This is a genomic window from Pandoraea pnomenusa, assembly GCF_040391475.1.
Classification (GTDB): domain Bacteria; phylum Pseudomonadota; class Gammaproteobacteria; order Burkholderiales; family Burkholderiaceae; genus Pandoraea; species Pandoraea pnomenusa_C.
Map to the genome: position 1 here is coordinate 1 of NZ_JBEBXS010000016.1, position 23,158 is coordinate 23,158.

The following is a 23,158-nucleotide window of genomic DNA, read 5'->3' on the forward strand; positions in this document are numbered from 1 at the left end:
TAGCAGTAGCAGTAGCAGTAGCAGTAGCAGTAGCAGTAGCAGTAGCAGTAGCAGTTCGGAAGTTCAGCCGTACCGGTAGTTCCGCTTTATCCGCAGTAGCCGTTCAGCAAGTCGCAGTGTCCGTAGTTCGAGGTCTGCATCGCTGTACACGCACCACCCGCAGCCCTGAGTATCAGAAGGTCTCGCATCACCGCAGTATCCGCAAGTGCGCGTCATCGACGTTGAGTGACGCCCGTTGTCGAAGTCAATCCAAGCCTTACCGAAGTCGTAGTTCGAAGTCGCAGTTCGAAGTTGTAGTTCGAAGTTGTAGTTCGAAGTTGTAGTTGGTAGTTCGCAGTACTCATGCTGTATTCCGGCGCCCGTTCCGTGGCCGGATGGAGAGTCATCCCTCCCTGTTGTTACGAGGCATCGCTCTCACGCGTCATAGCCGTACCGCCGCCCGCATGTCAGGCGGCGGATTGCGCGCCAACAGCCTCGTATTGCCCACGCGTTACCCGTAACCCCGGTGCCCGATCACGTATCGCGCATTCGGATCACGCTCGCCTGCGTTATCGCGTGGGCGCTCGGCATGCGCTCACCCGCGCGACATGCCCGATGCATCGAAAAAAGAGAAAACTTGAAGACATGAACACTGACCCAGAGCGCATTACCGTCACGCTGACCTTGCACCCGAACGACCTGAAACAGCTCGATAACGCCTGTCAGCGTGTCGGCATGAAGCGCGAAGACTTCTGCGTGCTTGCCACCCACCTCGAAGGCGCGCGCGTGCTCAACGGCGAAGGGCTCGCGGCGCTGGCTCGCCCGTTCGGATTCGCGTCGGTGATCCCCGCAGCCCTGCGCTCGGCATTCGGACGCCTCTGCGTTCGCTGATCCGCCGCCGGGCTGTCCCGTCGGTTCAGGCGAGCGTTGTCCCGGCTTCAAGGATCACCATGCCGTCGCGGCCTTCACGTTTCGCGCAATAGAGCGCACGGTCCGCTTGTTGCAGCCACGAGTGCGGTGTGTCGAACATCGTGGAAAACGGCACCAACCCGATGCTCACCGTACAGGTGCCCAACGTTTGTGCACCCTGTCCGATCTGCGCCTGCAACTGGACTTCGGCCTGCGCCACCCGTTCGCGCAAGTCGGCGAGCAGGCGGTGCATCAGGTCCTGTCCGGCAATGCCGCCGGTGTTCACCAGCACCGCGCCGGATTCCTCGCCCCCGTACCGGCCAACCGCATCCATTTCGCGCAGCCGCTGACGCAGCAGTCCGGCAAAACGCCGCAGCGCCATGTCGCCCGCGGCATGACCGAGCGTGTCGTTGATGCGCTTGAAGTGATCGAGGTCCATCAACACGAGACACGCCGGCTGTCCCGTGCGCGTGCAATGTTCGTGAATCTCCGCCAGCCGCTGCTCCCACGCGCGACGATTGAGCAGGCCGGTCAGGCCGTCGTGCCGTGAAAGATGCTCCATCTCGCGTGAGCGCTGCGCCAGCTTCTGGGCCAGGTCGTACGTCACCTTGCCCAGCGCAATCGGATACAGGATCAACATGGGCAGGCTGGTCACGACATTGAACGTGTCGGAATCGGGCGCCCAGCCGAAACCCAATATCGCAATACCGACGAAGGCCCCGGCGATCTTGGCCAGCAATCCCTGCAGAAACAACCGCACGCCCCCGGCACCGATGTTGTCCATCGCCATCATCGTCAGGATGACGACACTCGGCAGCAGGTTGAACTGCATGGCAGCAACCCAGAAGCCGCCGAATGCCGCGTCGATCAGCAGATTCGCGCGCTCGGCGCGGTACGGCACCGGGCGCGACAACGCCAGCACGCACGCCACATGCGGCCAGACAAACCCGTGGAAAATGAGCAGCGCCCAAAGCCATATCGACGTGGGCGGCATCTGGCGATAAAAAACCCCGGCGACACAGAAGAATCCAATGCCCAGACCGATCGTCCGCAGACGATAGATGCGCCTGACGAAACGCTTGCCCTTGCCGGCAAGGGCCGGATCGATCGCGGCGGCAGACGCATTGCGCTGCCGGGGGGCACCGTTGGCTCCCGCCATACGGTCTTGATCACTGACTGACACCATGCAGCTCCGATCACCTGTCACGAAACGCGCACGGTGCCAGCGCACCGTGGGGCCGGATTCAACGTGTCGGTGTCCATGACGACACGTCCGCTTCCGGGATCGCGTCATTCTACCCGTCGCCCTTGTCACCGGACAGCCTGGTCCAACCGGTCGAACCGGATGCCAGCCAGAGGATCGTGACGCCGACGGATGTCGCGTCTGAAATTCCTTGTCGTTTGTCAGAAATTCACTATGCAACGCGACCCGTTCGGGCGGACAATTCGCAGCACTTGCCGCATATTGCCGCCCATTGCGTCGGACGTCCGTTCGACCGGCACACCGCACCCGCTCATGCTCAATTTTCTTCTGCCGCTGATCGCTGTCCTGATCTGGTCGGCCAATGTCATCGTCAACAAACTGTCGGTCGGCCACATTTTCCCGGCCGAGATCGCATTTCTGCGCTGGTTCGCCGCCGGGCTGCTCCTCACGCCGTTCGCGCTACCTGGCCTGTGGCGTGCGCGTCGCGCGTTCGCGCCCCATCTCGCGCAATACGCCGCGCTCGGCGTGCTCGGCATGGCGATCTACCAGGGGCTCGCTTACTCGGCAGCCCACTACACCAGCGCCACGAACATGGGGATCATCCTTGCGCTCCTGCCGCTGACCACGTTGATGCTGGCGGTCGTCGTGCTGGGCGACGCGCTGACGGCAGGCGCGCTCACGGGCGGTCTGCTGTCGATCGTCGGCGTGCTGCTGGTCGTCGGGCACGGATCGGTCATGCATCTGGCGGATCAGGGGATCGGCGTGGGCGACGCGATGATGTTCGGCGCCATGCTTGCCTACGCAATCTACTGCGTATTGCTGCGTAAATGGCGCCTGCCGCTCGCGCCGCTGCCCTCGCTCTATACGCAGATTCTCTTCGCCATCGTCGTGTTGCTGCCGTTCTACCTGATGTCGGAGAAAGCGGGCGTGTCGATGGACAACCTTCCCCAGCTCGCGTTTGCGACGATTCCGGTGTCGATTGCCGCGCCCTTCATCTGGATGATCGGCGTGGCGCGCATCGGTCCGCGTCGCGCCACGGTCGTCATCAACCTCGTGCCGATCTTCACGGCCCTGATCGCCGCATTCGGTCTCGGCGAGCATCTCGCGACGTATCACCTCATTGGCGGGGCGCTTATCCTGACGGGCGTCGCCCTCGGCGAGAACTGGCACCTGCCGATTCGTAAAGCGCGTGAACCGATGCCGGCGATGCAGAAATAGTTGGGAATCGTCTGAATAATTTTGCGCTTTTGGCGTGGCCTACTCTTTATAGAGGCTTGTCCGTAACGCATGGGGAGGAGAGCGATATAACGTCGCAGCACGCGGGGGGATTGATTACGCTGGGTGACTCTTCAACGGAGTTCCGCCATGCAAACGAATCCACTCGCGCTGTTCGGAGACCACCTGGCCCGCCTGCGAAAGGCACGCGGTTGGTCGCAGGAAAAACTGGCGCTCGAGAGCGGTCTGGCACGCTCGTACGTCAGTGGCATCGAGCGCGGCCGACGCAACGTCGCGCTCGTGAATATCTGCGTGCTGGCCGACACACTGGGCGTCCCCACATCGGAGATGCTGCGTTTCGCGCCGGCGGCCACCGGCGCACAGGACGGCACGACGCTCTCCGAGCGCACGCCGCTACCGCAAATCAGCCGGTCGCTGTGCAAGCTCGAAAATCGCGATCAGGTCTGGCTCGCCGAAATCATTCGAAGCCTTAGCTCGCGCCTGAGCCACGTTGCGACCTCCGACCGGCGGGTTGCCACCGCGCTGCCGGACAACGATGCCGACGCAGGCATCTCCGTCGATGAGGCCGACGCACCCGACAGTACAAGCGAATTGAGCGCGATCGACGGTGTCGACGCGCATGCCAGCGATGGCGATACCTTCGACGACACGCGGCAACCCGTCGACGGTCACGCTCGGGGCCTCGCTGTGGACGCCGGATTCGCCGCCCGCCACCCGGCCCATCGTCACCGGACCTCCCCGATGGACACCCCCCGCCAGATGGCCGGCAACATCGTCGGCATCGTGAAGGCGTCGGACACCCCGGTGCCCCTGCACGCGCCGAAAGCCGTCGATGGCATCCCCGGCACCGACCGGTACGACGGCGCGTCATCCGCCACGCCCACCAGACCTTCCTTGCCTGTCTCGCCAAAATCCGATGCCCACACGCAAGACGGCGTGCGGCGCTATCCCGCCGCCGATGAAGAGTGAGCCGTCGCGAGGTCGCTGATTCTTAGGACATCGCGCAAAATCCCCCCGATTTCCCGGGAATACTGCGCGATCGTTCGTCTAGTAGAAGTGACCCGCAGACCTATGAAAAGTCATTGTCCCGGCGTGCGCAAGCGCGCCGCCGGGCGGCTATCTCCCGCAGCGCCTTGATGACGTGTGTGCCAGACGCCACCGGAAAGACGGCGCGCGAAGGTCTACCGCAAATTCGCACGGACCGACACAACGCCCCGCTCGCCTCGTCAACATCGAGTGACATCCCAGAACCGAACCTTTCAGAATCCCGGCTCTATTTCGTCGGGCAAGTCCGGTGTCACACTGCGCGGCTCCGGTTGACCGGCAGACGGCATGACGCGCCGCAACGCCGTTGCGGCGGTACGCGACCTGGTGTCATCGAACCGAAAAGCGAAAACACACCGGTTGTGCCGACTCCGAAACGCCGCGAAAAACCCGCATAGCGGCCCCGGCTGCTCGGGCCTCGCAAACCGGGGATACGCGAGGCACCGCTCCCAATGCCGGATTTTTGTTCCAATCTTCTCGTCCCTAACAAGGAAAACTTTCTTATGGACACCAACTTATTCCGATTCGGCAGGCACCTCGCCGGTTTGCGCAAGAAGTACAACTGGGCGCAGGACAAGCTCGCGCTCGAGAGCGGGCTGGCGCGCTCCTATCTGAGCGGTGTGGAACGCGGCAAACGCAACATCTCGCTGCGCAACATCTGCATTCTGGCCGACACATTGGGATTGCCGCCGCATGAGTTGCTCGCGTTCGATGCGTCGAACGGCATGGCGGCGGACACCGGGACGGCAGGCATGGCAGCGCCGAGCGATCCATACCCGTCGCTGAATCGGGCCATGCAGAAGTTGTCGGATCGCGATCAGGCGTGGATGGCCGACCTGGTGCGCACGCTGAGCCTGCGGCTGGGCCACGGTGTGTTGCGCGAGGAATGAGGGGCGGCCTTGTGCCGGCAACGCGGATTCTTTGGCAGATGCCGGTGGCAGGGAGCGGGGAGCGTCCCCGTCCCGGAACTGCCCGGACAACCGAAGCGGCGATGGCGTCAGTCGTTGCCGAGGAACGCGTCGACCGCCCGGTGGAACGAAATCGGATTGGCGAGATTCATGCCGTGCGACGCGTCCTGAATCACCATGCGACGCGCCTCCGGCATGGCAGAGGCGAGCGCATTGAGCACTTCCGGATAGGGTGCGGGACTCTCGGCACCGCCCATCAGTAGCACCGGCGCGTGCAGCGCGCCGAGCGCATCGATGGGCAGCGGTGTACGCGGCTCGGCGACCTGACCGATCAGCGTGCGTGCGTTGTCTCGCACCATTTGCTTGAACCACGGCACCATGCGCCGCCAGGTATCCGGACCGCTCACCGCGTCGATGAAGATTGCCAGTCCGCCATCGATATCACCGGCCTCGATCGCGGCAAGCGCACGCTCACGAAAGTTGCCGCGCTCGTCATCGAGCGAAATCTCCACCGGACCGCCACTGATCTCCACGCCCGGATCCGCCAGGATCAGTGAGCGCACGGTGTCGGGGGCGAGCAGCGCGGTGCGCAGCGCGACATACCCACCGCGCGAGTGTCCCAGCACATGAACGGGCCCGACGCCCAGCGCGGTAATGAACGCGGCCAGATCCTCCGCATGCTGCTCACCGGAAAACGTGCCGTCGTGACCGTCCCAGGCTTCGGGCCAGTAGTGGCGAAGGCTTACGGAAATCACCCGCCGCCGCTGTCCGAGCGGCGCCATGTTCGGCTTGAAGTAACGGCAATCGCAAAGCGAGCCATGCACCAGCACGAGCGGCGCGCCGACGGCGTCGGCGGGTGCGGGAGTTTCGACGTACGCCATCGGATAGCCGTTGACGTTGATCGTTTGCGGTGCGGGAACCGGCATGGGAAGGCATCAGGTGAGACGGGGCCGCCAGTATACCGAGCTTGTGCCTGTCCTGCTGCCGCGCGCCAGGGACGCGCAGGCGAGTCCCCGCAAGCGTCCACGGCCCGCCGCAGCCCGGTCGCCGCACTGGTGTATGCTTGCGACTTTCTTCATTCCAGCGGTCTCCCGGCATGGCACTCAAAGCCACCATTTACAAGGCCGAGGTGCAAATCACCGACCTCGACCGTCATTACTACGCCTCCCATAGCCTGACCATCGCCCGTCATCCGTCGGAAACCGACGAACGCATGATGGTGCGCGTGCTCGCGTTCATGCTCTATGCCGGTGAGCGCCTCACCTTCGGCAAAGGCATTTCCACGGCCGACGAACCCGACCTGTGGGAACACGATTTCGGAAATGACATCGTTCGCTGGATCGACGTCGGGCAGCCCGACGCACGACGTCTGGTCAAAGCGGCCGGCCGTGCCGAGCATGTCGACGTGATCGCCTACGGCGGCAAGCCGGCAGCGATCTGGTGGCAAACCACCGAGAAAGAGATCAACCGCCTGTCGAACCTCACCGTGCGCATGCTCGACGAGACGTCGGCCGAAGCGCTCACCGCACTGGCCGCGCGCACGATGCGCCTGCAATGCACGATCCAGGACGGCGAGGTCTGGATCGCCGACGATAGCCACAACTTCGCAGTCAATCTCACCACGTTGCGCGCCGCCGCCAACGATTGACCTTCCAGCCCTTCCTCCGGCCCAGCCCCAATACGCGCCACCCCGGAAGCTGCGTTACACTTGACGTTAACGTAAATCGAGTGAACGCGGCCTCGCCGGTCCGCCCGCCGGATGCCCAGGCATCTCGCGGGCATTGCTTCGCCAGGCATCGCGGCAGCTCCTTCCCCATAGCGTCTGCCCGCAACTCATGGATATTCTTGTTTTCTCTCCGGACGGCAAGACCGCCGCGTACGAGACTGGCCTCGCCGAGCACCTGCCCGAAGCGACCATTCGCGCCTGGCAACCCGGCGATTCGGCGCCCGCCGATTACGTGGTGCTCTGGAAGCCCAACGCCGAAGTGCTGCAACCGCGCGAGCGCCTGAAGGCCATCTTCAACATGGGCGCCGGGGTCGATGGCGTGCTGGGCACGCGCGGCGAAGGCGCCGATCGCCTGCCGCCGGGCGTGCCGCTCGTGCGCCTGGAAGACGCGGGCATGGCCGATCAGATGGCGCAATACGTGAGCGCCGCCGCGCTGCGTTACTTCCGTCGTCTGGACGAATTCGACGCCCAGCAAACGCGCACGCAATGGAAATTTCAAAAGCCCAACCGCATCGCCGACTTCCCCGTTGCCGTGCTCGGCTACGGCACGCTCGGCGCGCATGTGGCGCGGGCACTGCACCGCTTTGGCTTTCCGGTTCGCGCGTGGAGCCGCAGCCCACGCAATGACGACAGCGGCATCGTGCTGCATCATGGCGAAGCCGGCTTCGACGCCTGCGTGTCCGGCGCCCGCATTCTCGTGAACCTGTTGCCGCTCACACCGCAGACCGTGGACGTCCTGAACGCCGCGCTGTTCGCGAAGCTGGCGCAAGGCGCGTTCCTGATCAACGTCGCCCGCGGTGCGCACCTGGTCGATGCCGACCTGCTCGCCGCAATGGAAAGCGGGCAGGTTGCCGGCGCCACGCTCGATGTCTTCCGCACCGAGCCGCTGCCCGCCGACCATCCGTTCTGGCATACGCCGCGCGTGACGATCACGCCCCATATTTCCGCGATGACGCTGCGCGACGAAACCGTCGAGCAGATCGCGGGCAAGATCGCCGCGCTCGAACGCGGCGAAGCGATTACCGGCATCGTCGACCTGACGCGCGGCTACTGAGCCGTCGCCCGCCAGCGCCGTTGCCCGACATCCCCTGAGGAGACAACGCATGTCCGCATCCCATCTGCCGCAACGCGTGAAAGTGGTCGAAGTCGGCCCGCGCGACGGCCTGCAGAACGAGAAGCAACCCGTGCCGACCGACATCAAGATCGCACTCGTCGATCGCCTGTCGGCGGCCGGTTTCGCCAACATCGAAGCCACGTCGTTCGTGTCGCCGAAGTGGGTGCCGCAAATGGCCGACGGCGCCGAAGTCATGGCAGGCATCAAGCGTCGCCCCGGCACGATCTACTCCGTGCTCACGCCGAACATGCGCGGCTTCGAAGGCGCTGTCGCCGCGAAGGCCGACGAAGTCGTGATCTTCGCCGCCGCGAGCGAAGCGTTTTCTCAACGCAATATCAACTGCTCCATCGAAGAGAGCATCACGCGATTCGCACCCGTCGCGCGCGCGGCGAAAGACGCCGGCCTGCGCCTGCGTGGCAGCATCTCGTGCGCGCTCGGCTGTCCGTATCAGGGAGACGTGCCGGTCGCGAGCGTTGTCGATGTGGTGAAGCGCCTCGCGGCCCTGGGCTGCGACGAGATCGACATCGCCGACACGATCGGCGTGGGCACACCCACGCGCACGCGTGAAGTCATGGATGCCTGTGCCAAGGTGTTTCCGATCGAGCGCCTGTCGGGCCACTTCCACGACACATATGGTCAGGCCACGGCCAACATCTACGCGGCGCTGCTCTCGGGCATCTCGATCTTCCATTCGTCCGTCGCCGGTCTGGGCGGCTGCCCTTACGCCAAGGGCGCAACGGGCAACGTCGCGACCGAGGACGTGCTGTATCTGCTGAACGGACTGGGCATCGAGACCGGCATCGATCTCGACGCCGTCGTGCGCACCGGCGACTTCATCTCGCAGGCCATCGGCCGGCAGAACGCGTCGCGCGTCGGACGCGCCCTGCTCGCGAAGATGCAGGACACCGCCGCCGCTTGAGTGAACGAGCGGGCGCACGGACAAGCGCGCCCATCGACCGACACCCGCCCCCGGATACCACCATGAGCGAGACACCGCAGATCCCCGAGACCGCCAACGAAAGCGAACTGCCCGAAGGCGCCCGCCACGTTGCGCGCCTGCTCGCAGGCATGGGTCACGATCAGCCGATCGTGCTGCTGCCCGCCACCGGCAAGACGTCGGCCGAAGCCGCTGCGGGCCTCGGCTGCGAAGTCGCGCAAATTGCGAAATCGATCATCTTCCGCCGGGCCTCTGACGACACGCCGGTGCTGGTCATTGCCAGCGGCATCAATCGCGTCGACGAAAAGAAGGTCGCCGCACAAGTCGGTGAACTCGCACGCGCCGACGCCCGGTTCGTGAAGGAAAAGACCGGCTACTCGATTGGCGGCGTGAGCCCGATCGGGCACGTCGTCGCGCCGGTCACGCTGATTGACGAGGACCTGCTCAAGCTTGCAAGCCTGTGGGCAGCGGCCGGCCATCCGCACGCGGTGTTCAACCTCACGCCGCAGCAACTCGTGGCAATGACAGGCGCGCCGGTCGTCGACGTGGCACTTCGCACCTGATGCCCGACACCGCCCCCGGTCGTCGATGCCGAGGGCGGTCGATAGCGGCCGTCCGGGCACGCGCCGATACCATCGATCAGAACAACATCAAGGAGACACGCCATGCCGAGCCCCGAACTGGTACCGGGCCTGACATTCGAGTGGACCTATCGTGTGCCGAAGAAGGCCGTGGTCCCCGAACTGTATGACGACGTCGAACTCTGCCGCGACATGCCCGCCGCACTCGCCACGGGGTATCTCGCAGGCATTCTCGAATGCGCCTGTCTGCAGGCGATCCGGCCATATCTCGACTGGCCGCGCGAGCAATCGCTCGGCACGCTGGTGTCGTTCTCGCATCTGGCCGCCACGCCCGCCGGCGACACGTTGCACGTGCAGGGCAAGCTCGTCGATGTCGCCGGACGCACGCTGCGCTTCGAAGTCGAAGCGTGGGACGGCCTCGACAAGGTCAGCGCAGGCACGCACGAGCGCGTGATCGTCGATCAGGCGCGCTTCGAGGGCAAGCTGCGCGAGAAAGCCGCCAAACTCGGACTGCCGGTCTGAGACCACCCACTGCCGACGTTGCGTCGCCCCCTCGATCATGACGACACTCGCCTCCCCCGTTCCCTCTCCCTGCACCAACATCTGCCGCATGAACCCGGCGACCGGCTGGTGCTCGGGGTGCTGGCGAACGCTCGCGGAAATCGCGGCGTGGTCGACCATGCCCGACGACGACAAACGCCACATCTGGTCGCTATTGCCCTCGCGACGGGCCGAGCACGAACCGCCGCCGGTACAACACCGCCGTGTCGTGGCCGACGATCCCGGCGCGGGCAATACATGACGCGCCTCGGCGCACCACTCTTTCGTTACCGCATATGGGAAAAATCGTTGCCGTTGGCGAAACGTTCGCCGCCACCCATCACTTCTCGCCCGACTCGATCCGTGAATTCTCCACGCTAGCGCACGACTTCAATCCGCTGCATCTCGACGCCGAGTACGCCGCGGGCGATCCGCGCTTCGGCGGGCTGATCTCGTCGGGTACGCAGCAGATGTCGTACCTTGCGGCGCTGCTCGCCACGCATTATTCGAAGACGGCGCAACCGCTTGGACTCGAATTCGACATGAAGCTCCGGCGCGCCGTGCACGCGGGCGACGACGTGACCGTGCGCTGGACCGTGACCGACAGCCTCTGGAAGGACAAGCTCCAGGGCGACATCGTGTCGCTCGACGGCGAGGCCGTGAACCAGCGCGGCGAGACGGTGATCGCGGCCACGGCCAAGATTCTCGTTTCCGCCAAACCCGCATCCGCGGCATAAGTCGCAAAAGTGGCGTCCACAGCATCCGCACCAACGCACATGTCACCTCACGAGATACGCCCATGACCTCGCTTGCCCTACCTGCCGGGCTGCGCGTGTTCGAGCGCGGCTGGCTCTCATCGAACAACATCCTGTTCCTCGGCGACGAGCCGACCCTTGTCGACAGCGGCTATGTCTCGCATTCGGCACAGACACTCGCGCTCATCGCGCACGCCCTGCCCGAGGGTCAGCCGCTCGCGCGGCTGGTCAACACGCATCTGCACTCCGATCATTGCGGCGGCAACGCCGCGCTTCAGGCACATTACGGCTGCCGCACGTGGGTGCCGGCGGCCGAGGCCGATCCCGTGCGCCACTGGGACGAGCGTCGACTGTCGTTCGAGGCGACCGCCCAGGAATGCGCACGCTTCACGTTCGACGAGACGCTCTCGCCCGGCGACGCGATGAGGCTCGGCGAGCACGAATGGCTGGTGCTCGGCGCGCCGGGCCACGATCCGCATGCGCTGATGCTCTACAACGCCGCGGAAGGCATTCTGATTTCGGGCGACGCGCTGTGGGAACGCGGCTTCGGCGTGATCTTCCCCGAACTCGACGGCGAATCGGGCTTCGCCGAGCAAGCCGCCGTGCTCGACCTCATCGAGCAACTGGATGTGTCGGTGGTCATTCCCGGACACGGCCAACCGTTCACCGACATCGATGCGGCATTGGCGGCATCGCGCGCACGGCTGGAATACCTTCAAGGCGATCCCGTGCGCAACGCGCGCAACGCGCTGAAGGTGCTGATCGTGTTTCGACTCATGGCGTATGGCAGCATGACCGGCGCCACACTCAAGGCCGCGATGGATACGGCGCGCGTGTGGCGCAACGCTGCCGCGATGCTCGCGCCGCCGTCGGGCTGGCCCGCGTTGCTCGACACGCTCGTCGCCGATCTGGCGAAATCGGGCGCGGTGCGCTACGACGCCGCGACCGATACGCTGTTTGCCGTGTAAGGCCGAGGTGCGCTGGGCGCGAACGCGCCATGCAAAAAACAACGCCGCTTGCCTGTGAGGACAAGCGGCGTTTGAGGACGTGACGTGCCGAACGAACGCTGCGGTCGCTAACGCAACGCCCGCCTTGCGACATCCTGTTGCTGACGCCGCCCGACACGCGATTCCATCCTAGTCGGCGCGCGCTCGCGCCCTCAAGGGGACTTTCCCTGATATCCGCGAGCCCGCCCCCGAATAACCGAAGCTTTCTTCGAGTGTCCGCGCATCGGGCGACAAACGAATCCCCCTATAATCGAACGATCGTTCGCGAAATCGTACAGCGACGCGCACACTGACTTCATCCGTCGGCGGCATCCCCCGTCACGATCGCCGTGCACCGCGCGCCTGCGCAAGGAGACTTCATGGCCCTTCCCAAGATTCTGCAAAACCTGACGCTGCCGGTCGTGGCATCGCCGATGTTCATCGTGAGCTATCCCGAGCTCGTTCTCGCACAGTGCAAGGCCGGTATCGTGGGATCGTTCCCCGCGCTCAATGCCCGCGAGCCGCAGATTCTCGAGGACTGGCTCTCGCGCATCACCGAAGAACTCGCGTCGTACAAGGCCGCGAACCCCGACGCCGTCGTTGGCCCGCTCGCCGTCAACCAGATCGTGCACCAATCGAATCAGCGTCTCGAACACGATGTGCGTGTGTGCGTGGAGCATCGCGTGCCGATCTTCATCACCAGCCTGCGCGCGCCGCCCAAGGAAATCCTCGACGCGGTGCACAGCTACGGTGGCATCGTGCTGCATGACGTCATCAACCTGCGTCACGCGAACAAGGCGCTCGAAGCGGGAGTGGACGGCCTGATTCTCGTCGCCGCGGGTGCGGGCGGGCATGCAGGGACACTCTCGCCGTTTGCCCTGGTCGGCGAAGTGCGCAAGATCTTCGACGGTCCCATCGTGCTGTCCGGCTCGATCGCCAATGGTGGCTCGATTCTCGCCGCGCAGGCGATGGGCGCCGATCTCGCCTACATCGGCACGCGTTTCATCGCGTCGGCCGAAGCCAATGCGAGCGACACCTACAAGCAGGCCATCGTCGACGCCAGCGCCAACGACATCATCTACACGAACCTGTTCACCGGCGTGTCGGGCAACTACATCCGCCAGAGCATCCTGAACGCGGGTCTCGATCCGGAGAACCTGCCCACGGCCGACAAGAGCGCCATGAACTTCTCGAAGGCCAAGGCGTGGAAAGACATCTGGGGCGCCGGTCAGGGCGTGGGACTGATGGACGACGTGCGCCCGGCAGCCGAGATCATCGCCCGGCTGAAACAGGAATACGACGACACGCGCAAACGCCTCGCCGGCTGATCGCGCCCGCGGATCCGTTCCGGCGTGGCAACCACGCCGGACTGCCGGATGCGTGACACAAAGCGACAGCGCGCTCGTTTGAAACGCAAGCGCTGTCGCAGGCAGCAGTGGCAATCTCCTCCTCCCGGGCTGCGGGGTGTCCTGTCACGACAGGCGCCAGCCGCATAGGGCCCGTCCCCAGGAGGGATTTCCATGCCGTATGCGTCCAACAGTCGTTCGATCAGCCTCCCGCCCCACTACTCGCTTTCCCCTGCCGCAGGACATCGCACGCCGAATCGACGTGGTGACGGCTCGCATGCGTTTGCTCGCGGATTCCACCGCGCGAGACTCGCTCGGCCACGCCCTGCGCGCGCCGACCCGGCTTCGAGCCATGCGACCGTCGCGGCGCGCCGCAGTGCGTCGGCGGGATCCGTGGCGCTCGCCGTCGCGCTCATCCTGAATGTCACCGCGCCGTCGGCATTCGCGACACCGGCCATTCCGCGTACCCCCGGCAGGCAGCGGGACGACGCCGCGCCTCACGACAACGCCACGGTGTTGCCTGTCGACCCGGTCCTGGCCGAGCACTCCGGCGTGGAGATCGTGCCCGTTGCGGCGTCGCCCATCAAGACCGACTATCACGTGCCCGACCTGTTGCGTGCGCTTGCAAGCTCGGGTGAGCCGTTCCGTCAGTTGGGGAAGTCGGTCGGCGACACCTACGCGGTATTGAGTGGCGACGAGCTGTCCGCACAGACGCGTGACACGCTCGAACGCGCGGGCTCGTTCATGGACGCGATTACCGGTCTGATTCCTTCCGTGCAGAATCTGCGCATCGGCGGACACGTGGCCGGCCTGAGTGCCGATGCTTACGAAGGCAAGCCGGTCTCCCCCGAGCAAACTGCCGAAATCGTGCAGTTCGGCGATCCCCGCGGGTTGGGTGCGAACCTTCCCCTGCATACCCGCATCGACGGGATGGAAGCGTCACGGCCGGCGTCTCCACTCCACGTTGCCGCAAAGAAGACGCCCGAATCGCCCATCGAACGGGTCAGCGTCCATGCCGCAGAAGCGGTGCCTTCGGAAAACGTCGACGCACAGGCATCGAAGCCAAGACTCGATCGCGGCGGGCCGACCGAACTCGAGGAACCCGCCGCGCACATCGGCGACGGCACGCGTTTGCGACACATCGACGGCGAGGACATCCACCTGCAAGGCTACGCGCTGCCCCTCGACGAAGGGGATCTGCCCTTCGTTGCCGATGACCCGAGCCAGCTACAGATCGTCAACGGCCGCCACTATCTGGCCGGCGAGGCGGGCTACTATCACGTGACACACGAACCGCGCGCCGATCATTGGCTCGTCAATGCCCCGCGAGGTACGCGCGCTCAGGTCCCCGTGACCTTCGACCCCGTCACGCGCAAATGGCGCGCCGATGCCCCGTTGCGCCTGTGTGGCGGTGGCTGCGGGCCGAGCCGGGAGTCAACGCCCGACAGTATTGCCCTGAGCCGGAACGTCGTCGCTCAGGCGATCCGGCACATCGCCGATCGCGACATCCGCGACGCAATTCAGCAGGCCTACAGCGATCTCGCGCATTTGCATCTGATGCGCACCAATCGCGAAGACCTCCGCGCGCTTCGGGACAATTCGATCGTCGGGCATCGCCGCATACTACTGCCGCAACTGATGCGTCTCGATCCGCACGCCACGCTCTTCGAACAACAGCGCGAAGCGGCCCTGATCACTGCAGTCCACTACGACACCTATCTGGACACCGGCGTCTTCGAGCTGAGTCCCGAAGCCTTCTGCCAGGAGAACGCCGAGATCCTCTTTCACTACCTGCTCACACGAGGTGTGCCCGGCGCACACCTCCGCATGATCACGGTTCGGCCGCAGGGGCTGCCGCCGCACGTCATGGTGCTCTACACCGAGTCGGATCAGTTCATCGATCTGCTCGACCTCTCGACACCGCAGCCACCGGTCAAAGGGGAACCCGACGGCGTTGTCGGCGAGCGCTTCATCGCAAGCGTGTTTCTCACGCGCGACAGCACCGTGTTTCTCGACCCGTGGAGCCGCGTCAAAGCGTCGTCGTTTGCGGACGCCGACGACCTCCGGACGATGATGGACATGTTTGAAGTCGCCCTCGAAGACTCAGGACTGCGTCTCGGCACGCCCTTCCGCGTGTCGATCACGCGCCCGTACCCCGAGCCTCGTGCGTCTTTCCCCAAGTTGTTGCGTGACAAAGGCGCGATCGATATCGCCGGGCCGCGAAGTCTTCCTGGCGCCGGCAGCCCCGGTAGCGCCTTCCGCAAGCCCGCACCGCGTATGCCGAACCATACGGAGCCTCGTCCACCTCTTCCACCTCTTCCGCATGGTGATGGCGACCCCGTCTGACAGGCACGGCACAGGTTGCGCGCAAACCGGGAATAGCAAAAGCGATAACGCGCGGCGGCGATGCGCAAACTGCCGCGCGGCCACGATGAGAACCTTGCTCTCCCGGATGCCCGGAAGTTTTCCCGATGCCGAGCGGGAGAGCGACCGATCGTCCTCACATCGGGAGAAGTCACCATGCCGAACGTCTCACATCACGACACCCAGCGCGGTGCACTGCGCACGACGGGCCGCCGGTTGTCATTCTCGCGAGGTACCACGATATGAGCCGCGCCAACATCCCACTCTCTCGTTCATCATGTGCGGTTCGCAGCTACGGGCTTTCCCATGCCGTGCAGCGACGCGCCACCGATTTCAATCCAACGGCGCTTGCCGCCGGATTCCGCCGCGCATGCATCGGGCGAGCGACAGCGCGCGCACGCGCGTCGGCAGCGGATGCGCTCACCACCCATGCCTCAGCCCGCACAAGGAGGACGTCTCGCCCGCCGCATGGATCTGACGCTGCGTGGCCGGTCGCGCTGGCGGTCCTGCTGGTGGCCAACTGCGTGCCACCGGCGACCGGCCGCGTGCCAAAACTCGCCACGGCCGCGAGCGAGAACGATGCAAGACTTGAGGCCAACATGCATGTTCCGGCGACCGCCCGGCCGCAAGACGGCATCGCCGTTGCGCCCGTCGCCGAAGCCCCGATCAAGTCGGATTACACGCTTCCCGAGTTCCTTCGCGCCATTGCGGCCTCGCGCACGCCATTTCGGCGCACGAGCGATTCACTCATTCAACTGTATGCACGCGTTGGCAACGGCGAAGTCCACGCGCACACGCGCAAGTCCATTCAGGGCTGGGCGGAAGCGCTCGACATGACTACCGGATTGATCCCCGAAGTCTCGTTGATACGCGTGCCGGGCGAAATGGCCAACGTAGCGTCGAACTATCTGGAGGAGCGCCCGCTGGATCGCGATCAACTCGTCGGTCTCGTGCAATCGTCCGACCCAAGAAACTGGGACGGCTGGGTCGTCACGTCCTCGCGCGGGCGATCGCCTCAAGCGCCCTTGCCTCACCCGCAGGAAGGCGGCGCGCATGCGCAGCGCCCCCGCGAAAAGCCCATACAAGGCGCCATCGAACCGGAACACGTGCGCCTGATCGACGACGCGGATATCTACGAAGCCACGCGAAAGATTGCACAAGCTGACGTACACGACATCGCAAACCGAATTCACGCGCCCATGCCAGCGACCTCGTTGGTGATCGTCGGCGAACAAACGCATCTGCTCGGGTATGCCCATCAACTTCCGGCTGAGAAATTGCCGCCCGGTGCGCGCCGCCGTCTCGTGCAGGTCGACGGCCGACAGTACATCGGCGGCGAAGCCGGTTACTACCATGCCAGACGAGGCCGCAGCGGCGACCACTGGATCGTCGAGGCGCCCCGTGGCAGCGATAGCAGAGCACCGGTGCCGGTGCACTACGACGCGAAGACGGACGTCTGGCAAGCCGAGGCGCCGCTTCGGTTGTGCGGTGGCGGATGCGGCCCCAGTCGCCATGCCATGCCCGACAGCATCGACATGAACATCGACAAGGTCTGGGCAGCCGTGGCGCATCTGCCCGACGAGGCAATCCGCGACGGGATCCGTTTCGCCTTCACCGATCTGAGCGAACTGCACCTCACACGCAGCAATCGGCCTGACCTTCACATGCATCGGGACAACACGATCATCGAACATCGGGCGTCGTTGAGTGCATCGATGCAGTACGTCAAGCACAGCGCTTCGTTGTTCAAGCAACAACGGCAGGCCGCGCTTATCACGACCACGTATTACTACTGGAATCCCTACACCGAAGCGTTCTGCCAGGAAAACTCGGAGATCCTCTTCCACTACCTGCTCGGCAATGGCATTCCGAAAGACCGCATCCGGATGGTCACCATACAGCCGAAGAATCGCGCGCCGCACGTGCTTGTGCTCTACACCGAGTCGAAGACACTGATCCCGATGCTGGAGGCTGCCACGCCCGAATTGCCATCGCTGACGGAGCATGACGGCATCAACGACATGGCATTTGCCCGTGAGGTATACGAAGCCCGCGATACGACCCTGCTGCTCGATCCGTGGAGCCGGGCCAGAGCCACGTCGTTCGAGCACGCCACGCACGCCGCTGCGCTGGTCGATACGCTGGACGAAGCCCTCGTGGATATCGGCCATCACCCCGGGCAGCCTTATACGGTATCGATCACCCGCCCGTTCGGCTCGCGTCGCGGAAGCACACCCAGCATGGACAGCACCGACAGCACCGCAACGCTGCGCTCCGGAAGCTCCGTTCCCTCCAGAAGCTCCGGCGGTGCCGAAGCGTCCGGCAGTTCAGGCGGCGTCGGTTCTGCCGGCAGCTCCCGCAGTCGGACGTAAGTCGCGCGAGGCTACCGAGTTCGCGTGTTTCCAACATCTTTCTGCCCGGTGAATTCTTCGGAGATGTGAATGCGTTCGACACCTCATCATCGCGCCATCGTCGCGCCGCCCCGCTACGGCAGCGCGCCGATGCCCGACTCGAGACGCAAGCCGTGTGGCTTCCGGAAGACGTTCGAGGGTGCGCAGTCCGCGCGCGCACGCTGTCGGCACAGCGCACCTGTCCAAACTGGCACGTCGGCGCCTCGCACCGCCTGGCCCTCGGCGTTTGCCATCCTGCTCGTTGCCAATCTTGCGGCACCCGTGATGTCCGGCATTCCTCGTCACGTTTCCTTGTCGTCAAACCGCGATCCGGCACCACAAGACCCGACGTCGCCCGACATCGCATGCACCGACGTATCGATCGAACCGGCCCCTCGCGTGGTGGTCAAGTCCGACTACTCCAGGCTCGATGTCCTCAAGGCCGTGGCCGCTGCACGCATGCCGTTTTCTCGCACCAGCGAATCCATCATCGACGCCTACGAACTCGTGAGCGGCCATGAGGTCGCGCCGGGCGTTCGCGCATCGGTTCACCGCATCGCCGACACGATCGACGTTGCGACGGGCCTCGTGCCCGATGTTCAGTTACTTCGGCTGCCTTCCGAGGCAGCCGACATGGCAGTGGACGAGATGGAGGGCCGCCTGCCGGATAGCGACCGTCTGGCCGCATTCATTCAGATGGCATCCGCGCGCGCCCCGGTATCCCGGATCAGCGAGTATGAGCGCCCTCACGTCGAACCGGACGCTTCCGGCGCGTTTCCCGGCAAAAGCAGTGAGCCTGTCGGAGAGACCCCGGTCGATGCCATCAGCGGGACTCACACTGCGCGTGCGCCTTCGGAGGTGACGGCAACACGTGGACGTACCGAGACGTCCGGCGGCGACGGCACGTCCGGACACCCGCCACCCGACGCATCGTTTACGATCCTCGGCGAGGCCGAACATCTCGAGGGATACCAGCAGCGCCTCGCCGACGACGCGTTGCCACCGGGCGAGCCGTCACGACTGTTGCGCGCACGGGGGATTCTCTACCTTAGGGGAAACGCCGGGTACTACCGGGCGTCGCGCGGCCCGCGAGACGACCATTGGCTCATCGACAGCCCGCGTCGCGACAGGGCGCAAGTGCCCGTCACCTATGATCCGGCAACCCGGCAGTGGCAAGCGCATCCCGCACTGCGACTGTGCGGAGGCGGTTGCGCGCCGAGTCGTCCGATCAGCCCGGACAGCATCGCAGGGAGTTACGAGGATATCTTCGAGGCGACACGCAACCTGCCCGATGCCTCCACACAGGAGGCGATCCAGAACTCGTTCGCGGACCTGGGGCTAATGCGCTTGCTGCGCTCCAATCGTGCCGACCTGCGCGCCATGCGCGACAACTCCATCGTCGGCCATCGCATCGCATTGCGCGCGGCGATGACAGGCATCGATCGAAACGCGCCGCTACCCCGTCAGCAGCGGCTCGCAGCCGAAGCCACCGCCGTCTACTACTTCTCCCGGCCTTTCGCGGAAGCGTTCTGCCATGAGAATGCGGAGATCCTTTTTCACTTTCTGTTACAGGACGGGGTCAAGGCCGACCATCTGCGCATGGTCACTGTCCAGCCAAACGGCCGTTCGCCACACGTCATGGTGCTCTATACGGAGTCGCACCACTTCATCGACATGCTCGACGCCTCGACACCGCAACCTCCCGTGCCTTTGCATCGAGATGGCATCACGTCGGACGAATTCGCCTGGTCAACGTACATGACGCGCGACACCACCGTACTGCTCGATCCGTGGAGCCGCAGCAAGGCCATCTCGTTTGCGCAGGCGGACAGGCAGGAAGACGTGGTCGCCATACTCGACGCCGCCTTCGCCGACATCGGGCACCAACGCGGCGGCGGCTACACGGTCTCCGTCACTCGCCCCCTGAATCCGGTGCGCAGCAGCGCCAGCAGCCATGCAAGTCACACGAGTCTGGGGAGCGTCGGGAGTAGCGGCGCAGTCTCTCGGGAGTCGTCGGGTTCTGCGTCGAGCGCATCGGACAAATCGTCCGAGGCCGCATCCGGGCGCACGGCAAAAGTGCCGCCTCGCCCGGACCGTCACCGATGAGACGTCACGGCATTTGAAAAACAGCTGCGGCCGCGGTCATGGCTGGAGAAGGCCACACGTCAGTTGCCGCAGCGCACTGCCCTATCAGTACGTGTAGACACCACGTCCCGTCTTGCGCCCCAGATAGCCGGCAGCGACCATCTCCTTGAGCAACGGGCACGGACGATACTTCGAATCGGCGAATTCTTCGTAGTAGACGTTCATCACCGACAGGCAGACGTCCAGACCGATCATGTCGGCCAGTGCGAGCGGACCGATCGGATGGTTGCAGCCGAGCTTCATGCCTTCGTCGATCTCTTCGGGTGACGCGAGATTTTCCGCGAGCACGAAGAACGCCTCATTGATCATCGGCACGAGAATGCGGTTGACGACGAAGCCCGGCGCATTCTTCACCGTGATCGGCGACTTGCCGAGCTGGCGAGCCAGCGCATCGACACGCGCGTGCGTCTCGTCGCCCGTTTGCAGGCCGCGAATGATTTCGACCAGCGCCATGAGCGGCACGGGATTGAAGAAGTGCATGCCGATGAACTGCTCGGGTTTGGCAATCACGGCGGCGAGCTTCGTGATCGAGATCGACGACGTGTTCGACGCAATGATGGCGCCTTCCTTCGCGACGCCGTCGAGTTGCTTGAGAATCTTCACCTTCAGGTCGAAGTTCTCGGTCGCGGCTTCGATCAGGATGTCGGCCTGCGCCAGTGCGGCGTAATCGGTCGAGGTCGTGATGCGCGCAAGTGCGGCGTCCTTGTCGGCGGCCGTCAGCTTGTCTTTCTTGATCAGGCGATCGAGGCTGCCGGCAATCGTCGCCACGCCTTTTTGCACGGCGGCGTCGCTGATGTCGACCATCGTCACCGGCAAACCGGCCACGGCGCATGCCTGTGCAATGCCGTTGCCCATCGTGCCAGCGCCAATGATGCCTACGTGTTGAATCGTCATGTCGTCTCTGCTCCGGTTATGCGAATTGGTGGCGAAAATACCGTCTTGCGCGGTGCACAAATCATAGCGCGGACGCGCCGGATCCGTGACACGGGAAACCGCTGTGCGGAACGGCTCGGCAGCCGTGACGACGGGGAAAAAGCAAAGGGGCAGACGCAGCGGAAAACCGCGTCTGCCCCTTCGGGATGGCGACCGGCGCGCGCGATGTCGCGCGCGCCTCAGACCATCAGAACTTCATGCGAACGCCGCCGCCGAAGGTGTCGCCGCCCGAGAGCGTGCTCACCTTGTCGTTCATGTACGCGGCGTAGATGTCGGTGCGCTTCGACAGGTTGTAGTCGTAGCCCAGCGCCCACGTCTTGCGGTTGACGTTGGTCGTGCCCGAGCTCTTCGTGTAAGCGTACGACGCGAGCACCTGGCCGTTGCCCAGCGGCACCGACACGCCGAGCTGGCCGCCGTTCTCCGAAACACCGCCACCGGTGATGTTGTTACGGATGTATTGGTACTGGCCGAACAGTTTCACGACCTTCAGGTCATACGTGGCGCCCAATTGCACGGCTTGCTGGCTACGGAAGCCTGCCATGCCGGCCATGTCGTCGGGTTGCGAATCGAACTTCACTTGCTGATAAGCGACCGTGGCGGCGAACGGGCCGTTGAAGTACAGCGCCGAGGCGCTCCACTTGTTCTGACCGGTCTCACCCGCCTTGTTGCCGAAGGCGTACGACACGCTGCCCGACAATCCCTTGAAGTTCGGCGTGGTGTACATCACGGCGTTGCTCCAGCCGGAGTCGCCCACGATACCCTGGCCGGCCTGACCGATGAACGTATGGAACACCATCGGGCTGAAGGTGTACGAATCGACGAACGGGTTGAACAGGATCGTCGAGACGAAGTACGACGTGGTCAGACGGCCCATCGTGACCGTACCGGCGGTGTCCGACTGCAGGCCGACGTAGGCGTTGCGCGAGAACATCGTATCGCCCTGGAAACGGCCGTACTGACCGGTCTGCGGACGGAAGAAGTCTTCCAGCACGAACACAGCCTTCAGGCCGCCGCCGAGGTCTTCGTTACCCTTCATGCCCCAGTACGACGTCGACATGCCGCCGCCGCCCTGCGTCCAGGCACGATCGCCCCCCGGGTTCTTGACTGCGCCCACCCAGGCGTCGACCTGGCCGTACAGCGTGACGTTCGATTGTGCGAATGCCGGTGCGCTCATGCACGCGCCCAATACGATTGCCCCGCCGATGCCCTTGGCCATGCTCCGCTTCATTGACTTCTCCTTGGTTTATGTATTTTGTGTGCCTGTTCCCGCCTTGCGCGGGACCTGCTGGCGCCCTTTGAGAAGCGCCTCCCTGATAAACGGCCGTGATTCTCGCACAGCCCCCGCATGCGCAGAAAGGCCGGAACCGCACGGAAAAATCTGCCACACGAGATGGCTGGGAAATGGTGGGGAGACAAAAATCGGCCGAACACCCGCGCCACAATTAATCCCGGTATAACGAGATCGATATATCCCTTATGTCAGCAGGTTAGCAAACACTCACATTCGCGCTGACATGCGGGAATCTTGGCAGATGAACGGGCGCGATCGAGCACGGTCGATCACGGCAGACGAGCGCATCCGATGTTGCACATGTGCAACATTCGGTGCAACGGGAGTCATGGGAAGGTACGAGGCAGAGGAGCGAAGCGCGCAGCGTGGGCATTCGCCGCCAGTGGGTGAAACGTCGGAAGATCAGCGGCCCCGGTGACCGCCTCCACCACCGCCACCGCCATTACCGCGCGGACCGCGTGGTTCGCCCTGCGGGGTGTACTGACGCTCGCGCGGCTCCGCCGGGGCGGCCCAGTTCGGATAGGCCGCCTGACCGCGGCCGCGATCGGCGCTGAACCGGCTGATGTCTTCACGCAACGACGCCTTGTTGACATCGAGTACGTCGCGTCCGCGCCCGCCGTCGGCCCAGGCAGGGCAGGCGCATACGAGCATCAGCAGGAGACAGTAACGAAGTCGGGCACGCATTTGGGGTTCAGCCGCAGCATCCGGCCCGAAGGTGGGGCCGGTTCGCACGAGACGTTGCCGGCACCTGCGGGTTGCAAGTGCGCCAT

Annotated in this window: 21 protein-coding genes; 16 read left to right on the plus strand and 5 right to left on the minus strand. The window is 64.5% G+C overall.

The genetic code is table 11. From position 1 onward, the window contains the following. Window positions 1–624: 624 nt before the first annotated feature. Window positions 625–870 (plus strand): hypothetical protein, encoded by a 246-nt coding sequence (locus ABWO90_RS17005; protein WP_353192408.1) that lies wholly within the window; start codon window positions 625–627, stop codon window positions 868–870. Between the two features lie 25 nt (window positions 871–895). Here ABWO90_RS17005 and ABWO90_RS17010 read toward each other — a convergent pair whose 3' ends face one another. Further along, on the minus strand, window positions 896–2,047 hold the full coding sequence (locus ABWO90_RS17010) for a diguanylate cyclase (protein ID WP_353192409.1): 1,152 nt from the start codon (window positions 2,045–2,047) through the stop codon (window positions 896–898). Between the two features lie 357 nt (window positions 2,048–2,404). Between ABWO90_RS17010 and ABWO90_RS17015 the strand changes: the two genes are divergently transcribed. The 3 genes from ABWO90_RS17015 to ABWO90_RS17025 all read left to right on the plus strand — a co-directional run bounded on the left by ABWO90_RS17015 (window position 2,405) and on the right by ABWO90_RS17025 (window position 5,262). After that, entirely contained in the window at window positions 2,405–3,310 is a 906-nt protein-coding gene (locus tag ABWO90_RS17015; protein WP_353192410.1) for a DMT family transporter, read from the plus strand. A gap of 147 nt (window positions 3,311–3,457) precedes the next feature. After that, the gene (locus tag ABWO90_RS17020; protein WP_353192411.1) at window positions 3,458–4,297 is read left to right on the plus strand and encodes a helix-turn-helix domain-containing protein; all 840 of its coding nucleotides are present in this window, start codon (window positions 3,458–3,460) and stop codon (window positions 4,295–4,297) included. 578 nt (window positions 4,298–4,875) lie between these two features. Next, window positions 4,876–5,262, plus strand: coding sequence for a helix-turn-helix domain-containing protein (locus tag ABWO90_RS17025; RefSeq protein WP_353192412.1), 387 nt, complete (start codon window positions 4,876–4,878; stop codon window positions 5,260–5,262). A 107-nt stretch (window positions 5,263–5,369) separates the two neighbouring features. Here ABWO90_RS17025 and ABWO90_RS17030 read toward each other — a convergent pair whose 3' ends face one another. Beyond that, window positions 5,370–6,206 carry an alpha/beta fold hydrolase gene (locus tag ABWO90_RS17030; RefSeq protein ID WP_353192413.1) on the minus strand — a complete coding sequence of 279 codons (837 nt, stop codon included), beginning with the start codon at window positions 6,204–6,206 and terminating at the stop codon, window positions 5,370–5,372. Between the two features lie 170 nt (window positions 6,207–6,376). Between ABWO90_RS17030 and ABWO90_RS17035 the strand changes: the two genes are divergently transcribed. The 12 genes from ABWO90_RS17035 (at window position 6,377) to ABWO90_RS17090 (ending at window position 20,125) form a co-directional block, all read left to right on the plus strand. Further along, window positions 6,377–6,928: a YaeQ family protein gene (locus ABWO90_RS17035; protein WP_353192414.1), complete on the plus strand. Its 552-nt coding sequence runs from the start codon at window positions 6,377–6,379 to the stop codon at window positions 6,926–6,928. A 187-nt stretch (window positions 6,929–7,115) separates the two neighbouring features. After that, entirely contained in the window at window positions 7,116–8,060 is a 945-nt protein-coding gene (locus ABWO90_RS17040; RefSeq protein ID WP_353192415.1) for a 2-hydroxyacid dehydrogenase, read from the plus strand. 49 nt (window positions 8,061–8,109) lie between these two features. Beyond that, window positions 8,110–9,039: a hydroxymethylglutaryl-CoA lyase gene (locus ABWO90_RS17045; RefSeq protein WP_353192416.1), complete on the plus strand. Its 930-nt coding sequence runs from the start codon at window positions 8,110–8,112 to the stop codon at window positions 9,037–9,039. Window positions 9,040–9,101: 62 nt separating this feature from the next. Continuing rightward, window positions 9,102–9,620, plus strand: coding sequence for a YbaK/EbsC family protein (locus tag ABWO90_RS17050; RefSeq protein WP_353192417.1), 519 nt, complete (start codon window positions 9,102–9,104; stop codon window positions 9,618–9,620). A 102-nt stretch (window positions 9,621–9,722) separates the two neighbouring features. Further along, complete coding sequence (locus ABWO90_RS17055) at window positions 9,723–10,160, plus strand: thioesterase family protein (RefSeq protein ID WP_353192418.1); 438 nt, start codon at window positions 9,723–9,725, stop codon at window positions 10,158–10,160. 37 nt (window positions 10,161–10,197) lie between these two features. After that, entirely contained in the window at window positions 10,198–10,440 is a 243-nt protein-coding gene (locus ABWO90_RS17060; RefSeq protein ID WP_353192419.1) for a DUF1289 domain-containing protein, read from the plus strand. Window positions 10,441–10,474: 34 nt separating this feature from the next. Then, window positions 10,475–10,915, plus strand: coding sequence for a MaoC family dehydratase (locus tag ABWO90_RS17065; protein ID WP_353192420.1), 441 nt, complete (start codon window positions 10,475–10,477; stop codon window positions 10,913–10,915). Between the two features lie 62 nt (window positions 10,916–10,977). Beyond that, window positions 10,978–11,901, plus strand: coding sequence for an MBL fold metallo-hydrolase (locus ABWO90_RS17070; RefSeq protein ID WP_353192421.1), 924 nt, complete (start codon window positions 10,978–10,980; stop codon window positions 11,899–11,901). 398 nt (window positions 11,902–12,299) lie between these two features. Further along, window positions 12,300–13,247 (plus strand): NAD(P)H-dependent flavin oxidoreductase, encoded by a 948-nt coding sequence (locus ABWO90_RS17075; RefSeq protein ID WP_353192422.1) that lies wholly within the window; start codon window positions 12,300–12,302, stop codon window positions 13,245–13,247. A gap of 411 nt (window positions 13,248–13,658) precedes the next feature. Further along, window positions 13,659–15,611, plus strand: coding sequence for a hypothetical protein (locus ABWO90_RS17080; RefSeq protein WP_353192423.1), 1,953 nt, complete (start codon window positions 13,659–13,661; stop codon window positions 15,609–15,611). A gap of 563 nt (window positions 15,612–16,174) precedes the next feature. Next, window positions 16,175–18,001: a hypothetical protein gene (locus tag ABWO90_RS17085; RefSeq protein WP_353192424.1), complete on the plus strand. Its 1,827-nt coding sequence runs from the start codon at window positions 16,175–16,177 to the stop codon at window positions 17,999–18,001. Between the two features lie 69 nt (window positions 18,002–18,070). Then, complete coding sequence (locus ABWO90_RS17090; RefSeq protein ID WP_353192425.1) at window positions 18,071–20,125, plus strand: hypothetical protein; 2,055 nt, start codon at window positions 18,071–18,073, stop codon at window positions 20,123–20,125. Window positions 20,126–20,209: 84 nt separating this feature from the next. On the opposite strand, the gene ABWO90_RS17095 is transcribed toward ABWO90_RS17090, so the two are convergent. From ABWO90_RS17095 to ABWO90_RS17105, 3 genes are all read right to left on the minus strand, one after another. Continuing rightward, window positions 20,210–21,058: a 3-hydroxybutyryl-CoA dehydrogenase gene (locus ABWO90_RS17095; RefSeq protein WP_353192426.1), complete on the minus strand. Its 849-nt coding sequence runs from the start codon at window positions 21,056–21,058 to the stop codon at window positions 20,210–20,212. 226 nt (window positions 21,059–21,284) lie between these two features. Beyond that, the gene (locus ABWO90_RS17100; RefSeq protein ID WP_502922642.1) at window positions 21,285–22,325 is read right to left on the minus strand and encodes a porin; all 1,041 of its coding nucleotides are present in this window, start codon (window positions 22,323–22,325) and stop codon (window positions 21,285–21,287) included. A 465-nt stretch (window positions 22,326–22,790) separates the two neighbouring features. Continuing rightward, a complete protein-coding gene (locus ABWO90_RS17105; protein WP_353192427.1) occupies window positions 22,791–23,072 on the minus strand; it encodes a hypothetical protein in 282 nt (93 codons plus the stop codon). Between the last annotated feature and the right edge of the window lie 86 nt (window positions 23,073–23,158).

Bases quoted from the DNA above. Each gene is read 5' to 3' on its own strand.
- ABWO90_RS17005 (WP_353192408.1), top strand. From the start codon at position 625: ATGAACACTGACCCAGAGCGCATTACCGTCACGCTGACCTTGCACCCG.
- ABWO90_RS17010 (WP_353192409.1), bottom strand. From the start codon at position 2,047: ATGGCGGGAGCCAACGGTGCCCCCCGGCAGCGCAATGCGTCTGCCGCC.
- ABWO90_RS17015 (WP_353192410.1), top strand. From the start codon at position 2,405: ATGCTCAATTTTCTTCTGCCGCTGATCGCTGTCCTGATCTGGTCGGCC.
- ABWO90_RS17020 (WP_353192411.1), top strand. From the start codon at position 3,458: ATGCAAACGAATCCACTCGCGCTGTTCGGAGACCACCTGGCCCGCCTG.
- ABWO90_RS17025 (WP_353192412.1), top strand. From the start codon at position 4,876: ATGGACACCAACTTATTCCGATTCGGCAGGCACCTCGCCGGTTTGCGC.
- ABWO90_RS17030 (WP_353192413.1), bottom strand. From the start codon at position 6,206: ATGCCGGTTCCCGCACCGCAAACGATCAACGTCAACGGCTATCCGATG.
- ABWO90_RS17035 (WP_353192414.1), top strand. From the start codon at position 6,377: ATGGCACTCAAAGCCACCATTTACAAGGCCGAGGTGCAAATCACCGAC.
- ABWO90_RS17040 (WP_353192415.1), top strand. From the start codon at position 7,116: ATGGATATTCTTGTTTTCTCTCCGGACGGCAAGACCGCCGCGTACGAG.
- ABWO90_RS17045 (WP_353192416.1), top strand. From the start codon at position 8,110: ATGTCCGCATCCCATCTGCCGCAACGCGTGAAAGTGGTCGAAGTCGGC.
- ABWO90_RS17050 (WP_353192417.1), top strand. From the start codon at position 9,102: ATGAGCGAGACACCGCAGATCCCCGAGACCGCCAACGAAAGCGAACTG.
- ABWO90_RS17055 (WP_353192418.1), top strand. From the start codon at position 9,723: ATGCCGAGCCCCGAACTGGTACCGGGCCTGACATTCGAGTGGACCTAT.
- ABWO90_RS17060 (WP_353192419.1), top strand. From the start codon at position 10,198: ATGACGACACTCGCCTCCCCCGTTCCCTCTCCCTGCACCAACATCTGC.
- ABWO90_RS17065 (WP_353192420.1), top strand. From the start codon at position 10,475: ATGGGAAAAATCGTTGCCGTTGGCGAAACGTTCGCCGCCACCCATCAC.
- ABWO90_RS17070 (WP_353192421.1), top strand. From the start codon at position 10,978: ATGACCTCGCTTGCCCTACCTGCCGGGCTGCGCGTGTTCGAGCGCGGC.
- ABWO90_RS17075 (WP_353192422.1), top strand. From the start codon at position 12,300: ATGGCCCTTCCCAAGATTCTGCAAAACCTGACGCTGCCGGTCGTGGCA.
- ABWO90_RS17090 (WP_353192425.1), top strand. From the start codon at position 18,071: ATGCGTTCGACACCTCATCATCGCGCCATCGTCGCGCCGCCCCGCTAC.
- ABWO90_RS17095 (WP_353192426.1), bottom strand. From the start codon at position 21,058: ATGACGATTCAACACGTAGGCATCATTGGCGCTGGCACGATGGGCAAC.
- ABWO90_RS17100 (WP_502922642.1), bottom strand. From the start codon at position 22,325: ATGAAGCGGAGCATGGCCAAGGGCATCGGCGGGGCAATCGTATTGGGC.
- ABWO90_RS17105 (WP_353192427.1), bottom strand. From the start codon at position 23,072: ATGCGTGCCCGACTTCGTTACTGTCTCCTGCTGATGCTCGTATGCGCC.